Source organism: Brevibacillus fortis (genome assembly GCF_003013395.1).
In the GTDB taxonomy this organism is placed as follows: Bacteria; Bacillota; Bacilli; order Brevibacillales; family Brevibacillaceae; genus Brevibacillus; species Brevibacillus fortis.
The window spans coordinates 1-13,786 of sequence record NZ_PXZM01000077.1 but is presented as its reverse complement, the minus strand read 5'-3'; the positions used below and the strand labels follow the sequence as shown (position 1 = coordinate 13,786).

General features: G+C 49.6%; 15 protein-coding genes. 9 read left to right on the top strand and 6 right to left on the bottom strand.

Annotated elements, in window-relative coordinates; translation table 11 throughout:
- Window positions 1–807 (top strand): aminotransferase-like domain-containing protein (locus tag C7R93_RS29715; protein WP_146142450.1); only part of this gene is annotated, 807 nt, incomplete at its 5' end.
- Window positions 808–881: 74 nt separating this feature from the next.
- On the opposite strand, the gene C7R93_RS29710 is transcribed toward C7R93_RS29715, so the two are convergent.
- The 3 genes from C7R93_RS29710 to C7R93_RS29700 all read right to left on the bottom strand — a co-directional run bounded on the left by C7R93_RS29710 (window position 882) and on the right by C7R93_RS29700 (window position 3,396).
- The gene (locus C7R93_RS29710; protein WP_106842153.1) at window positions 882–1,127 is read right to left on the bottom strand and encodes a DUF3951 domain-containing protein; all 246 of its coding nucleotides are present in this window, start codon (window positions 1,125–1,127) and stop codon (window positions 882–884) included.
- A 137-nt stretch (window positions 1,128–1,264) separates the two neighbouring features.
- Complete coding sequence (gene putP, locus C7R93_RS29705) at window positions 1,265–2,728, bottom strand: sodium/proline symporter PutP (protein WP_167402514.1); 1,464 nt, start codon at window positions 2,726–2,728, stop codon at window positions 1,265–1,267.
- Between the two features lie 188 nt (window positions 2,729–2,916).
- Window positions 2,917–3,396 carry an outer membrane protein assembly factor BamD gene (locus C7R93_RS29700; protein WP_106842151.1) on the bottom strand — a complete coding sequence of 160 codons (480 nt, stop codon included), beginning with the start codon at window positions 3,394–3,396 and terminating at the stop codon, window positions 2,917–2,919.
- 124 nt (window positions 3,397–3,520) lie between these two features.
- Here C7R93_RS29700 and C7R93_RS29695 point away from each other — a divergent pair, with 124 nt between their 5' ends.
- Window positions 3,521–3,727, top strand: coding sequence for a cold-shock protein (locus C7R93_RS29695; RefSeq protein ID WP_106842150.1), 207 nt, complete (start codon window positions 3,521–3,523; stop codon window positions 3,725–3,727).
- A 116-nt stretch (window positions 3,728–3,843) separates the two neighbouring features.
- Here C7R93_RS29695 and C7R93_RS29690 read toward each other — a convergent pair whose 3' ends face one another.
- Both C7R93_RS29690 and pdxR read right to left on the bottom strand, forming a co-directional pair.
- The gene (locus C7R93_RS29690) at window positions 3,844–4,044 is read right to left on the bottom strand and encodes a hypothetical protein (protein ID WP_106842149.1); all 201 of its coding nucleotides are present in this window, start codon (window positions 4,042–4,044) and stop codon (window positions 3,844–3,846) included.
- Between the two features lie 121 nt (window positions 4,045–4,165).
- Complete coding sequence (gene pdxR / locus C7R93_RS29685; RefSeq protein WP_106842148.1) at window positions 4,166–5,605, bottom strand: MocR-like pyridoxine biosynthesis transcription factor PdxR; 1,440 nt, start codon at window positions 5,603–5,605, stop codon at window positions 4,166–4,168.
- Between the two features lie 106 nt (window positions 5,606–5,711).
- Between pdxR and C7R93_RS29680 the strand changes: the two genes are divergently transcribed.
- The 7 genes from C7R93_RS29680 (at window position 5,712) to cimA (ending at window position 13,290) form a co-directional block, all read left to right on the top strand.
- On the top strand, window positions 5,712–6,506 hold the full coding sequence (locus C7R93_RS29680) for a thymidylate synthase (protein ID WP_106842147.1): 795 nt from the start codon (window positions 5,712–5,714) through the stop codon (window positions 6,504–6,506).
- Window positions 6,503–6,982: a dihydrofolate reductase gene (locus C7R93_RS29675; RefSeq protein WP_106842146.1), complete on the top strand. Its 480-nt coding sequence runs from the start codon at window positions 6,503–6,505 to the stop codon at window positions 6,980–6,982. Before C7R93_RS29680 ends, C7R93_RS29675 begins: the two co-directional genes overlap by 4 nt.
- Before the next feature lie 150 nt (window positions 6,983–7,132).
- A complete protein-coding gene (locus C7R93_RS29670) occupies window positions 7,133–8,131 on the top strand; it encodes a histidinol phosphate phosphatase domain-containing protein (RefSeq protein WP_106842145.1) in 999 nt (332 codons plus the stop codon).
- A gap of 75 nt (window positions 8,132–8,206) precedes the next feature.
- Window positions 8,207–9,397 carry a M20 metallopeptidase family protein gene (locus C7R93_RS29665; RefSeq protein ID WP_106842144.1) on the top strand — a complete coding sequence of 397 codons (1,191 nt, stop codon included), beginning with the start codon at window positions 8,207–8,209 and terminating at the stop codon, window positions 9,395–9,397.
- A 117-nt stretch (window positions 9,398–9,514) separates the two neighbouring features.
- Complete coding sequence (locus tag C7R93_RS29660; RefSeq protein ID WP_106842143.1) at window positions 9,515–10,621, top strand: YheC/YheD family endospore coat-associated protein; 1,107 nt, start codon at window positions 9,515–9,517, stop codon at window positions 10,619–10,621.
- 88 nt (window positions 10,622–10,709) lie between these two features.
- On the top strand, window positions 10,710–11,549 hold the full coding sequence (locus tag C7R93_RS29655) for an alpha/beta hydrolase (RefSeq protein WP_106842142.1): 840 nt from the start codon (window positions 10,710–10,712) through the stop codon (window positions 11,547–11,549).
- Window positions 11,550–11,667: 118 nt separating this feature from the next.
- The gene (cimA, locus tag C7R93_RS29650) at window positions 11,668–13,290 is read left to right on the top strand and encodes a citramalate synthase (protein WP_106842141.1); all 1,623 of its coding nucleotides are present in this window, start codon (window positions 11,668–11,670) and stop codon (window positions 13,288–13,290) included.
- A gap of 147 nt (window positions 13,291–13,437) precedes the next feature.
- Here the strand turns inward: cimA and C7R93_RS29645 are convergent, their stop codons facing one another.
- Complete coding sequence (locus C7R93_RS29645; RefSeq protein ID WP_106842140.1) at window positions 13,438–13,629, bottom strand: hypothetical protein; 192 nt, start codon at window positions 13,627–13,629, stop codon at window positions 13,438–13,440.
- Window positions 13,630–13,786: the final 157 nt, after the last annotated feature.

Here is a 13,786-nt window from a genome sequence, read left to right as displayed (position 1 = left end):
TTAGCCGTGGGAGTCTCAAAGCAGGCTCTCAGCTTTTTATGTCTGCTCTTGGCAGATAGGCATCGTGTGGTTGCGATCGAGGAGCCAGGATATGCAGATGCACGAATCGTCTTTTCGCATCATGGCTACGAAGTCGTACCAATTCCGCTTGCGGAAGAGGGGCTGTCCATTGAAGCTTTGGAGAAAAGCGAAGCAACGGTCGTGTACACAACGCCTGCCCATCAATTTCCATATGGGATGGTCATGCCAGTCGGTCAGCGTCAGCAATTGCTGCAATGGGCAAAGAGAAAGAACGGAATCATCATCGAAAATGATTACGATGGCGAATTCCGCTACAATGTACACCCTACGCCATCTTTGCAAGGAATGGATCGGGACGGATGCGTTGTTTATATCGGCAATTTTTCCAAAGCATTTTCTCCAGCACTTCGCTTGGATTATACGGTACTTCCGAGGCAGTTGCTCGGGCGATATTTGGAATCATTTCAGGCGTATCCTTCTCCAGTTTCCCGCCATTTGCAGCGGAGCATGCAGTTGTTCATGCAAAAGGGCTACTGGGAAAAGCATGTCCGAAAAATGCGAACGGTCTATCACCGCAAGCATGATGCATTGCTTCGGGCGATACAGACTACATGCCCCGGGAAGTACGCGTATTGGGACAGTCAGCAGGGCTACATATTTTACTCGAGGTGGACACTTCCCGTACAGAGAAGGAGCTGGTCGAGCTGGCGCGTGTGGCAGATGTTCGGGTGTATCCGAGCGGCCATAACTGGGCCAATGATCCGACGAATGCACGCCCGCGAATGATTGTTGGGTTTGGTGGAGTGGAGGAACAAGACATTGAGGTAGGAATCGGCCGTTTGGCAGAAGCTTGGTTTTCGTTATGATCTTCGCATTTGCCAAATCTTCTCGTTCTTATCCTTGTCGTCACCTTCTTCTTCCTCTGATTCTTTTTTCTCGATCTTTTGCTCATGGAATTCCACTGGCGTTTGCCCGAACACGCGATCTAGCGGGGTGTAGTAATGCTCGACTGGTTTCTTTTGGATAAAAAAGCGGTAGCAAGCCATCCCGAGCATGCCAAAAATCAAAAGGGATACGCCAATAATCAAGCCAGACATCATCATCATCAGTTTTTTGCCCCTCCTTTTTTCGAGGTTATGGATGATTTACGATGAGGGTCTCAAATAGTTTCAACAGAAAAAAGCAGCCTATGACGTGGACAAGTTGTCCAGCGCATTGGCTGCTTGGCTTTTATCGGTAAGGATTATTTCATGCTTTTTTGGTACTCATCAAACTGAGCGGTTACCTCATTCGAAGGCTTGCTGGTCAAATGGCTGACAACCACGATGGCGAGCAGGCTAATGGCAAAGCCGGGAACCATCTCGTAGAGGAAGTCCTTCAGCACATCAAAACGAGTCCAGATGATGACAGTAAGCGCGCCAGCGACCATGCCCGCGAGAGCACCCCATTTGTTCATGCGCTTCCAATAGAGGGAGAGCAGGATGACAGGCCCAAACGAAGCGCCGAATCCGGCCCACGCATATCCGACGAGATCGAGGATCGTGTCATTTTTATTCAAGGCGAGCAAGAAGGCGATAACAGATACGAGTAATACGGACAGGCGGCCAATCGTGACCAGCTCTTTGTCGGTTGCAGATCGCTTGAAGAAGGTTTTGTAAATATCCTCAGTCAAGGAGCTGGATGTGACGAGCAGCTGAGAGGAAATTGTACTCATGATCGCTGCCAAAATTGCCGCCAGCAAAAAGCCGGTAATGAGTGGATGGAACAGAATCGTCCCCAACTGGATGAAGATCGTCTCAGGATCGCTCAACGTCCAGCCTTGCTTGGAGTACAGGGCGATACCGACCAGACCTGTCAGCATGGCACCAGCCACGGAGAAAATCATCCAGCCCATACCGATGCTGCGAGCTTTTTTGATCTCACTCGTGGACGTGATCGCCATAAAGCGAACGATAATGTGCGGCTGTCCGAAATAACCGAGACCCCATGCAAACAAGGAAATGATGCCGAGCAGGCTCGTCCCTTTAAAAATATCGAGCAAGGAGGGATCAACAGCACGGATCTCAGTAAACGTTTCACCCAATCCGCCTGCTGTGAGAACGGTTACAAGCGGGACAAGAATGAGAGCAATCACCATAATGAGTCCTTGAACCGCATCAGTCCAGCTTACAGCGAGAAATCCGCCAAACAGCGTATAGGCAATGGTGACCAATCCGACAATCCATAGTCCCGTTTGATAGTTCAGGTGGAAGGTGTTCTCAAACAACACGCCTCCAGAAACGAGACCAGATGAGACGTAAAAGGTAAAAAAGATCATAATAACAAGCGCAGAGACAAGACGAAGCATCCGAGACCCATCCCCGAAACGATTTTCCAAAAAAGCAGGAATCGTAATCGAGTTGTTGGCAACCTCCGTATACGAACGAAGGCGAGGAGCGACATACAGCCAGTTGGCATAAGCTCCGAGAGTCAGACCGATAGCAATCCAGGAGGCACTAAGTCCTTGGGCAAACATGGCGCCTGGGAGGCCCATCATCAACCAGCCACTCATGTCGGATGCACCCGCACTGAGAGCGGTTACAGTTGGACCCAGCGATCGACCACCGAGCATATAGTCGGTCAGATTGGAGGTACGCTTGTAGGCATAATAGCCGATTAAAAGCATACCTGCCATGTACACAATAATAGACGTGAGCAGCATATTCATTGGCAGCACCTCTTGTTGTGTTTAGTATTTATGAATTTTATATGAACATCTTACACATTATCATGCCCATATATAAAAATCTATAAGGAAACACAGAAAATTTTGTAGAGACTCAATAAAAAGTTTTTTAATAACACGAAAAAGCCCACGATAAATGATCGCAGGCCCTTCTTGAAAAGTTTTCCAAATTACTGAACTTGAACCTGACCGTTTCCGTCGAGTGTTACTTTGAATTCCTTTACGACAGTAGGCTCCGCACTTGGGTTGTTCAAATCATGCTTAAGCACTTTGAAAGTACCATCGGCAGAGAGTGTGCCTGTATATTCAACACCAAACATGTCAGATTTGTAGAAGCTGAAGTTCGCAAGCTCGGTCTTTTGCAATTCTTCCACGAGCAACTGACCATCTCCACTGAACATGGCATTACGCAATGCCTCAGAGGATTCGTATTTTTGCTGGAGGTATGTTTGCAGCTGTTTGGCGACTTCAGACTCCGCTAGTTGCTTGCCGGCTTCGAGAACTTGTTGTCCCGCTTGGACAGCCTGTTTGCCTGTCTCAATCGCTTGCTGACCTGTTTCTACTGCTTGCTGGGCGGTTTGTACTCCTTCGGATATTTCGGAGCAGGCAGTGAGCAGCAGCGCGCATGCAACAATCAATGCTTTTTTCATGTGATTCACTCCTTTCTGGCGTGACGATTTTTACTTTATTTATTTTACCGTATATCCACTGACTTCGCATCCGCATATGATGGGGTAAGCGTAAGAGCTGCACTGATTACAGGGAGGAAACACAATGATTCAAGGGAAAGTAAAATGGTTCAGCAAAGAAAAGGGTTATGGGTTTATTGAGCGAGATGGAGGACCTGATGTATTCGTACACTATTCTGCGATTACGGGGTCAGGTTACCGGAATTTGGAGGAAGGCGAGCAGGTGATTTTTGAGATCGTGAATGGACAGCGGGGGCTACAAGCAGCCAATGTAGCGAGGAAAATCGTGTAATAGAGGTATCATCTTCGAAAAACACATGACGAAGGTCTTCCTTCGATTCAAAAACGCCGTCATACCTGTACAAGGCAGACGGCGTCTTATTTATGTCATGTTGCGTTCGGAATTAATCAAAGGTTGTTGTAGAGAAAGACTGACAGTGCAATGACCAGAGCGATCGTAATGATGCCGTAAATGATCAACAGGTTGCGGGAGCGTTGTTTAAAACCCCGCTCTTTGGATTCGGTTGGGTTGATCCCAATTTTAATCGTAGCGACGAGCCCTATAAGAACAAGTACAATAATCGCAATAATAAAAGGCAAAATACTCATAACAGCCAATCGTCCTTTCTGTATGGCACAGTCATCCTGCTTCGATATACACGAGGATGCATACGGTAGCTTACTTCGATCATATACCGACCGTACAAAAATGTTGCCATCCACTTGGGGATTATTTTGCCCATCCACTTGCCGCGAATGCATCCGCTAAGCGCGAAACGGCCTCAGGGATCTGATCCAGAGTAGCTCTGCCAAAGGTGAAGCGGACATATCCTTGCTCTGCTCCGAAAAGATGTCCCGGAACGAAGACAACCCCCCGTTTGACTGATTCGGTAAGAAGACGTTCGCCGTTCCATTCCCCTTTGAATTTGCACCACAGGTGAATGCCGCCTTGTGAACCGACCATCTCTACTTGGTCACCGAACTTGTCTTGAAGCGAGGAAACAAGCTGATCGTGCCGCAAGGATAGCTCGGTTTGCAAAAGATCGATGTGACTCGCAAACTGGGGCGATCCGAGAAAGCGATTCGCCAGCCATTGCGGAAAAATGCTGTGTCCAAAATCAAACTGCTGTTTTGCATCGGCCAGTCTTTCCATGACAGTAGAGGGCCCGACGACCCAGCCGATCCGCAGACCTGAGGCTACGATTTTGGTCAAAGAGCTGATATAGAGTACTGTTCCGTGTTGATCCAGCGATTTTAAGGTTGGGACGGGCTCGCTCGAAAAACTGGTCAAGCTGTATGGATCATCCTCGATGATCGGAATTCCATTTTCATAGGAGAAAGCAAGCAATTCCTGGCGCCGCTCCACTGAAAGCAGTGTCCCTGTCGGGTTTTGATAATTCGGATTGAGAAAAACCATTTTGATGCGGTGCTGGCGGTGTAGCTGGGCCAAGTGCTTCGGGTCGATTCCGTCCCGGTCAACAGGCAGCGAGAACGTACGCAAGCCAGCGGAATGAAAAAGTGGCAAGGAATAACAATAAGACGGCTCCTCAATGGCAACCGCATCACCTGGCTTTAACAAGCATTGAACGACGAGATGAAGAGCTTGCTGCGCTCCTGACGTGATCATGATTGAGGTAGCAGGTGCTTCGATGCTTCGCCATTTTTTCATATGGAGACTCAAGGTCTCTCGCAAAGCCCAATTGCCCTGCGGATGCTCATAGCCGAGATGAGCAGGGAAGTCATCGGCTGTCATGAGCTGCTGGAGTGTCTGATGGGGGACGAGATCGGTCGAGAGCTCACCACTTGCCAAATCGATCAGGTCATTTTCCTGTGTTTGACGACGGATTTTTCGAATCAACGGTAAATTCGGGCGAAACGACCCTGACTCGGTCAAATGCCTCCAGTTAGGAACGCGGGTCCGTGCCAATCCCCAAATATCTTGGCTGACGATGGTGCCACTTCCCTGTATGCGCTCGATCATACCTGCTGCTTGCAACTCATCGTACGCCGCGACGACGGTCGAACGGTTGACGTTCAGTTCTTTGGCTAGCGTGCGCTCCGAGGGCAAAAAGCTGCCAGGACCGAATTCGCCGCTACTGATTCTTTGCTCGATTTGCTCTGCTATTTGTTTATATAAGGGCTTTACAGCCACAGAAGTTATGCCATCCATCACGAATCCTGCTTTCTACAATTATCCAGTTCATTATATCATGACATTCATCTTTCATTTTCGTCTGGGTCAGGTAAAATAGATGAGATGGAAGGGGAGATGGACGATGAAACAATACCTGGATTTATGCCAGCGCATTTTGGATGAGGGTGTCACAAAAGAGGATCGGACAGGCACCGGAACGACCAGTGTTTTTGGGCATCAAATGCGTTTTGACCTGAGTGAAGGCTTTCCAATGGTCACCACGAAAAAACTGCATATGAAATCGATCATCCACGAATTGCTCTGGTTTTTATCGGGCGATACTAATATCCGCTACTTGCAGGAGAACGGCGTACGGATTTGGAACGAATGGGCCGATGAAAACGGAGATTTGGGCCCGGTATATGGAAGCCAATGGCGTTCATTTACTGGACGCGACGGCAAAACAGTGGACCAGATTCAATGGATCATTGAGGAGATCAAACGCAATCCGGACTCTCGCCGCTTGATTGTAAGCGCGTGGAATCCGGCTGAATTGGACAAGATGGCATTGCCGCCTTGTCACCTTCTGTTTCAGTTTTACGTAGCGAATGGCAAGCTGTCCTGCCAGCTGTATCAGCGCAGTGGCGACACTTTTTTAGGTGTGCCATTTAATATTGCTTCCTACGCCTTGCTGACACATATGGTGGCGCATGTCACCGGGCTTGAAGTGGGCGATTTTGTTCATACGATCGGAGATGCTCATCTGTATCTCAACCATATCGAGCAGGTCAAGCTGCAGCTTACTCGCGAGCCGAAACCGCTGCCGAAGCTGGTAATCAATCCAGCGGTTACTTCGATTTTTGACTTCAAATACGAAGATATTGAAATCGTTGGCTACGAATCCCATCCGCACATCAAAGGCGAGGTGGCCGTATGATCAGCCTGATTGTTGCCTATGCCCGCAACCAAGTCATCGGAAAAGATGGCGACATGCCATGGCACCTTCCTGCCGACCTGAAAAATGTGAAGGAACTAACGACAGGCAAAACGATCGTCATGGGACGCAAAACGTTCGAATCGATCGGCAAGCCACTGCCTAACCGTAGAAATGTCGTTCTGACCAGAAGTCAGGACTTTCACCCTGAAGGTGTAGATGTCGTCCATACGAAGGAAGAAGTGCTCGCAATGGGCGATGTCATCATCTTTGGCGGCTCGGAAATTTATCGCCAGTTCCTCGATGTCGTTGATCGTCTGTACATTACGGAGATCGATTTAGAAACAGAGGGCGATACGTTTTTCCCAGCATGGGACCCTGACGCCTATACCTTGGTGGACAAGCGTGAGGGTATCGTAGATGAGAAGAATGTTCATCCGCATGCGTTTTACGTGTATGAGCGGAAAAACAGCAAATAAGCGAAAATGCCTCGTTACTGAGGCATTTTTTTGTTCTTTTTTCACTTCTTGTGCTAGGTCGTTCGTCATGTGAATACTCGACATATGTATGGACCCACATGCATATAAACGATAGAAAATAGCAGGGACGAACCCAAGGAGGTGATCGGGATGAAGGTTGACTTTCACGTCCATCTGGAGGAAGGGCCGTATTCGCTGGACTGGTTGCTCACGCAAGCGGAATCATTGCGTCCCCCCATGGAGCACGACGAAGTGATGGGGAGCCGCAAATGGGCGAGTAGGCTGACCACTGGGTTGGCAGAACGCCTTCAACAAGGCCCGTATTCACGGGATTGGCTGGAACTGTATCGATTACGCGCCAAACAGGCGGGGATTCAGCAAGTTTGCGTGGTGGAGCACTTATATCGTTTTCTTGAGTATCGGCCGTACTACGAACAGTATGTGCACATCGGCTCTGATCGCTTGGGGACAGCGCAGCGCAGATGGCTCGGTCAGGTCGCAAACGACTCACTGGACAGCTTTGTTGTTTTCCTTCAAAAAGAGCGACTTCGTTGGGCGGAGGACGGGATTGAGCTGCGTGTCGGGATTGAACTGGACTATTTTTCAGGTGGAGAAGATACACTGCGGCATGTCATCAACCAATATCCTTGGGATGTGTGCATAGGGTCCGTACATTTTCTGGAAGGCTGGGGCTATCCGATCCAGGATGCACGAGAACGGTTTGGAAGACAGGAGCTCATCGGTTTGTACAGTCTTTATTTTGATAAGCTGGAGCAGGCGATCGAATCGCAATTATTCGATGTCATCGCCCATATCGATGGCATCAAATCGTTTGGTGTGCGACCGGATGAAACTTCACTATTGCCGTATTATCAGCGTGTGGCCCGCGCTCTTGGACGCAGGGGGATTGCGACGGAAATTAATACAGGCTACGGTCTGGCGAGTCCGCTCCGAGAATTTTCCCCCAGCTATCGTTTTCTGGAAATTCTGTTCCAGAACGAGGTGCCCATCACCTTGGCGTCTAGCGCTACTGCACCTGATCAAGTCGGTCAGCAGTTGGACGAGGCGCGAGCGCAGTTGAAACGGGTAGGCTATACGAGCTTTGCGGTTTTTGAAAAGCGAAAACGCAGCATGCTTGCTCTGGAGTAGTCAAGCTCCCCATTTGGCCCATGATTCTGTTATGATGGAAGAAGAATGGTGCATCCAGTGGGAGGAGTAAGAACCATGGCCTTGCAGGAACAATTAAAAGAGTTGCTCAAAGAGATGGAACCGCAAATCATTAGCTGGAGGCGTCATCTGCACCAGCATCCCGAGCTTTCCTTTCAAGAGGAGAAGACCCCAGCCCTTATTGCCGAAATATTGAGAGGACTTCATTTTGATGAGGTTCGCACAGGAGTTGGTGGTAGAGGAGTCATCGGCGTTTTGCGCGGAGGGCGCCCAGGTAAGGTCGTCGCTTTGCGTGCGGATTTTGACGCCCTGCCGATTCAGGATCAAAAAGAGGTACCGTATAAATCTACCGTACCTGGCGTCATGCATGCGTGTGGACATGATGCGCACACTTCCCAGCTATTAGGACTCGCTGCTGTTTTGGCAGCACATCGTGAGCAATTTGCTGGTGAGATTCGCTTTGTCTTTCAGCATGCAGAAGAGGAGAATCCGGGCGGAGCTACTCAAATGGTTCAGGATGGTGCTGTAGATGGCGTCGATGCGATCTTTGGTGTTCATCTCTGGTCGATGTTCCCTGTGGGGAAGGTGTACATTAGTGCAGGTCCGCTCATGGCGAATACAGACGACTTTTCCATCGAGATCAAAGGAAAAGGGGGACACGGTGCTGTTCCAGAAGAAACCGTCGACTCCATTGTGATCGGTTCACAAATCGTCGGTCATTTGCAAACGATTGCCAGCCGCAACGTCAGCCCGTTAGAGAGTGTGGTCGTGACCGTGGGGACGTTCCATGGCGGAGACAGTACGAACATCATTGCAGATAGCTGTCGTTTGACAGGGACTGTCCGCACCTTTTTGGCAGACGTCCGCGATCGTGCGGAGCAGCGTTTGAAAGAAATTGCGGAGGGGACGGCTGCCATGATGGGAGGCAGCGCTACGGTTGTGTACGAGCGAGGGTATCCAGCCGTCATTAACCATGAAAAAGAAACGGCGATCGCACAGGAAGCAGCGATTGCTGCATTTGGAACTGATCGTGTGGAATCGATGAAACCGTTGATGGGTGGCGAGGACTTTTCTTACTACTTGGAAAAGGTGTCCGGTGCTTACCTGTTCGTAGGGGCAGGCAATCCGGAAAAACTGGCGACATATCCCCATCATCATCCCCGTTTTGATATCGACGAGGATGCCATGCTGATCGCAGGTGAGCTCTTGGGACGAACAGCGTTGCACTATTTGGAACGTAAACAATAGGAAAATTCATGAAAGATGCGCTTTTGCCTACATAGGACAAAGGCGCTTTTTTTGCTTTCAGCCATAAGCTATACAAGGCTAGCTAGAAAATCGAACAAGGGAGGGAGTGGCCTTTCGGTGAGAAAACGTATAGGCGTACTGACCTACCGAGGAGAATCAGGCTTTGTCGAACCGGGCTTTTTGCGAAGGCTGGTAGAGGCAGGAAGAGAACTGGGGGCAGAGGTTTTTTTGTTTAGCCCACAAGATGTCCATTTTGAAGAAAAGCGGATCAACGGTTATGTACCAAATGGCACGAAGTGGAGACGAGAGCGTTTTGCCTGGCCCGATATTGTCATCGACCGTTATCGCTACTATCCACTGCCCAAGCATCGTGCCTATTTGCCATTTCGCAAGCAAAACTGGTTTCGCTATGCGAATAACCGCTTCTCGAACAAATATGTCGTTCATCAGATTTTGATACAAGATCCAGAGCTACAGCTCTGGCTTCCCGAAACACTCCCGTACGACAGAAAAACGCTTGCCGAGATGCTTGACGATCATCGTCAGGTTTACCTCAAGCCGACAAACGGCTCTGGTGGCAGAAGCATTTTGCGTGTGGAGAAAAAAGCAGGTCGCTACCTTTTGCATGGCAGGACCAAGCAGCAAGCCAAAAGCTGCGAAAAACTAGCGACCCTCACAGAGGTGTGCGAGCGGCTGGAGCATTGGATGAAGTATGAGAAGAACGGAGATGAGCAGTTTTTTCTTCAGCAGGGGCTACGGTTGTCGCTGGTTCCCAAGCGAACAGTAGATGCTCGCCTGCTCGTGCAAAAGGACGGGACGGGTCAATGGTGTTTGACCGGGATGGGCATTCGTGTTGGGCCGACACAATCGTCTACTTCGAATTTGCATGGAGGGGGAACAGCTTTGCCTGCTGTTTCTTTTTTGGTCCAGCGATTTGGTCAGGAAATGGCAGAGCAGATTGTGCAGGAGTGCAAGGAACTCGCGATCAAGACTGTCACACGCATTGAAGAGCATTTCGGCCTGATGATGGAGTTTGGCTTTGACTTGGGGATTGATGTTCACGGGAAGGTTTGGATTATCGAAATCAATCCGAAGCCAGGCAGAGAAATTTTCAAGCAGATGCGTCAGCACAAGAGATATGCGATGGCGGTTCGACGGCCGTTGGAGTACGCGTTGTATCTCGTTAATAAAGAGAAATCTGACCGACTGAGGGATCTTCCATAGAGGAAGGTCTCTTTTTTTGGTATTTTCGTTTCTTTTAAGAGGGGGACACGGCATAATAATAAAAAAAAGCATAAGAGGTGAAAAGCACATGCAAAAGCAATCATTTTCAATCGCACTCGATGAGGAGTTGACGCTGCGCGGAGACATTCACTCCGATGAAACACAAGGGTCAGCACAGCCGCTGCTGCTGTTTTGCCATGGCTTTAAAGGCTTCAAGGATTGGGGAAGTTTTCCTTACGTAGCCGATGAGCTGGCCAAGCAAGGCATTACCACGATTCGCTTTAACTTTAGCTGCAATGGCGTAGGCGAGAGCTTGACGGAGTTCGACGAGCTGGAGAAATTCGGACGCAATACGTATGCCCGTGAATTGGCTGATTTACAAGCCTTGACGGAACGGATTTTGTCAGGTGAGCTTCCTTTACCCGATTATGTGGACAAAACGAAGCTGTACGTATTGGGTCACAGCAAGGGCGGCGGTGATGCGATTTTATTCGGAGCGAACAACCCACATGTGGCAGGGATTGTGACCTGGAACGGAATCGCCCATGTCGATTTGTTCGACGAAAAGCTGCGCCAACAAATAGAAGAGACTGGCGTCGGATACATAGCGAATGCACGAACCCGTCAAGATATGCCAATCACGAGAGTCGTGATCGAGGACGTAGACAACAATCGCCAGCAATACGATATTTTGGAACTTGTTTCTACGATGGAGAAACCGCTGTGCATCATTACAGGAGAAAAAGATTATGTCCGTCTGGTAGAGGGTGCAAAAAGAATTCAGCAGGCTGCCAAAAACAGCGAGCTACACTGGATAGAAGGCGGAGATCATACATTTAACACGCGTCATCCGTTTGCAGGTACATCGGCTCCACTGGAAGCTGCGATCAAGCAAACCGTCGCATTTGTCCGCACCCCACGGACATAGAAAAAACCTCTATTTTCCTGCGTTTTCTTTCCATTTGGGCTGTGGTATACTGGGAATCGTCTAACGATTCGAATGATGTGATTATTCAGAAAAATAACAGAACAGGTGGAGAAGAAACATGAATAGCAAGGTGTATCTGTATGATACGACCCTGCGAGATGGTACGCAGGGAGAGGGGATCAGCCTGTCGGTAGAAGACAAGATAAAGATCGCACTGCGGCTGGATCAGTTTGGTATCGATTTTATTGAAGGCGGTTGGCCGGGCAGCAATCCAAAGGACATGGCTTTTTTTGAGCGTATCCGGGAGATTTCGTTGCAGCACGCAAAGATAACGGCTTTTGGCAGTACCTGTAGACCGAATATAGCAGCGCCGGATGATGAGAATCTGCAAGCGTTGATCTTAAGCGGAGCCTCGGCAGCGGCGATTTTCGGGAAATCATGGGACTTGCACGTGACGGATGCTCTCAAAACGACGTTGGAAGAAAACGTGCGCATGGTCGCAGATTCGGTCGCATTTTTAAAAGGAAACGGACTGACGACTCTCTTTTTGGCAGAGCATTTCTTCGATGGGTACAAGGCGAATCCGCGCTACGCATTGCGGGTGCTGGAAGCAGCAGAAGAGGCTGGGGCTGACTGGATTGTTCTCTGTGATACAAATGGCGGGACACTGCCGCATGAAGTCTATGATATTGTCAAAACGACTGTGGGCCATCTGCGGACGCCTGTAGGCATTCATCCGCATAATGACAGCGGAGTAGCGGTTGCCAATGCGTTAGCAGCGATCCAGGCAGGCGCACAGCAAGTACAAGGAACCATTAATGGCATAGGTGAGCGCTGTGGAAACGTCAACCTGATCTCAGTGATTCCGAATTTGCAGCTCAAGCTGGGCTATCATTGTGTGAGCAGCGATCAATTGCAGGAGCTGACGCAGCTGTCGCGCTATGTAGCGGAAATTGCGAACATGACGATGCCGAACAACCAACCGTTTGTCGGGTATAGTGCTTTTGCTCACAAGGGTGGTATTCACGTAAGCGCCGTTATGCGCGATCCGAAAACGTACGAGCACATCGAGCCGGAGAATATCGGCAACAAACGTCGCGTACTCGTTTCGGAGCTCGCTGGTCAAAGCAATTTGCTCGCCAAAATGGAAGAGCTGGAGATCGACCTTTCGCTGGATCGGGAAAAGGCGAGAGAAATCATTACACACATCAAAGAGCGCGAATTCCAAGGCTATCAATACGAGGGAGCAGAGGCTTCGCTGACGCTGATGCTGCTGGAAGCCGCAGGCAAGCTGAAAAACCTGTTCACGCTCGACTCCTTCAAGATCATGCTGGAAAAGGCAGCCGTCCAATCGATCACGTCGGAGGCGACCGTGAAGTTGCGTGTGAATGGCGAGTCTGTCCATACGGCAGCTGATGGCAATGGTCCGGTGAATGCGCTGGACAATGCGATGCGAAAAGCGTTGGAAGGCTACTATCCGTGCATTGCAAAAATGCAGCTCGAAGATTACAAAGTGCGTGTCCTGGATGAAAACGGCGCAACTGCCGCAAAAGTACGTGTCCTAATCGAATCCTCGAGCAACGGCGAAAAATGGAGCACAGTCGGCGTCTCCACCAACGTCATCGAGGCGAGCTGGGAAGCACTGGCAGACAGTATCCGTTACTTGCTGTGGAAGGAAGGTTGCGAGGAAGTCGGAAATCTTGCTTCTTCCGGGACGCGAGTAGGGATTGTGAACCATTAACAAAGAGAACCAGCCTGGGCAGATGCCGTCGGGCTGGTTTTCCTATTTCTTACGGAGCAGTTTTGACATGAAAGTTTTAGAAGGCATCGATTGACGGACAAGGCAAGTGAGAAGAAAAAGCACAGGGCTCGCAGACCTTGACAACGCCTACCCAGTCGGAATTTCAAAAAGGGGACCACGCTTGTCGAACACTTCTTCCTTGAGAAACGTCCGCCCGTAGGGTGGCTTTGGCTCGACGGTCCCCTTTTTGAAATGGAGACGGACAGTCAATCCCCCATGCTGGCGTGTCAGAGTCGAAGAGAACTGTTCTTTTTCTTCTCCTCCACTATGTTGACTCAAACCAAGAGTACCTTCCGTGCTTCTCTGATGGTTTTTCTTAGTCGATCACTTGGACATGGGCATTCGCATACAAATAAGAAGGACAGTGTGTGAAGGGGAGGTTGTATATGATTGTCATAGCGGGGAGACCGGCTCATCCCGCCTCGTTGGCAGCGGA

Coding starts and splice junctions, on each gene's coding strand:
- C7R93_RS29710 (WP_106842153.1), bottom strand. CDS start 1,127: ATGATGATGATGTCTGGCTTGATTATTGGCGTATCCCTTTTGATTTTT.
- putP (WP_167402514.1), bottom strand. CDS start 2,728: ATGAATATGCTGCTCACGTCTATTATTGTGTACATGGCAGGTATGCTT.
- C7R93_RS29700 (WP_106842151.1), bottom strand. CDS start 3,396: ATGAAAAAAGCATTGATTGTTGCATGCGCGCTGCTGCTCACTGCCTGC.
- C7R93_RS29695 (WP_106842150.1), top strand. CDS start 3,521: ATGATTCAAGGGAAAGTAAAATGGTTCAGCAAAGAAAAGGGTTATGGG.
- C7R93_RS29690 (WP_106842149.1), bottom strand. CDS start 4,044: ATGAGTATTTTGCCTTTTATTATTGCGATTATTGTACTTGTTCTTATA.
- pdxR (WP_106842148.1), bottom strand. CDS start 5,605: ATGGATGGCATAACTTCTGTGGCTGTAAAGCCCTTATATAAACAAATA.
- C7R93_RS29680 (WP_106842147.1), top strand. CDS start 5,712: ATGAAACAATACCTGGATTTATGCCAGCGCATTTTGGATGAGGGTGTC.
- C7R93_RS29675 (WP_106842146.1), top strand. CDS start 6,503: ATGATCAGCCTGATTGTTGCCTATGCCCGCAACCAAGTCATCGGAAAA.
- C7R93_RS29670 (WP_106842145.1), top strand. CDS start 7,133: ATGAAGGTTGACTTTCACGTCCATCTGGAGGAAGGGCCGTATTCGCTG.
- C7R93_RS29665 (WP_106842144.1), top strand. CDS start 8,207: ATGGCCTTGCAGGAACAATTAAAAGAGTTGCTCAAAGAGATGGAACCG.
- C7R93_RS29655 (WP_106842142.1), top strand. CDS start 10,710: ATGCAAAAGCAATCATTTTCAATCGCACTCGATGAGGAGTTGACGCTG.
- cimA (WP_106842141.1), top strand. CDS start 11,668: ATGAATAGCAAGGTGTATCTGTATGATACGACCCTGCGAGATGGTACG.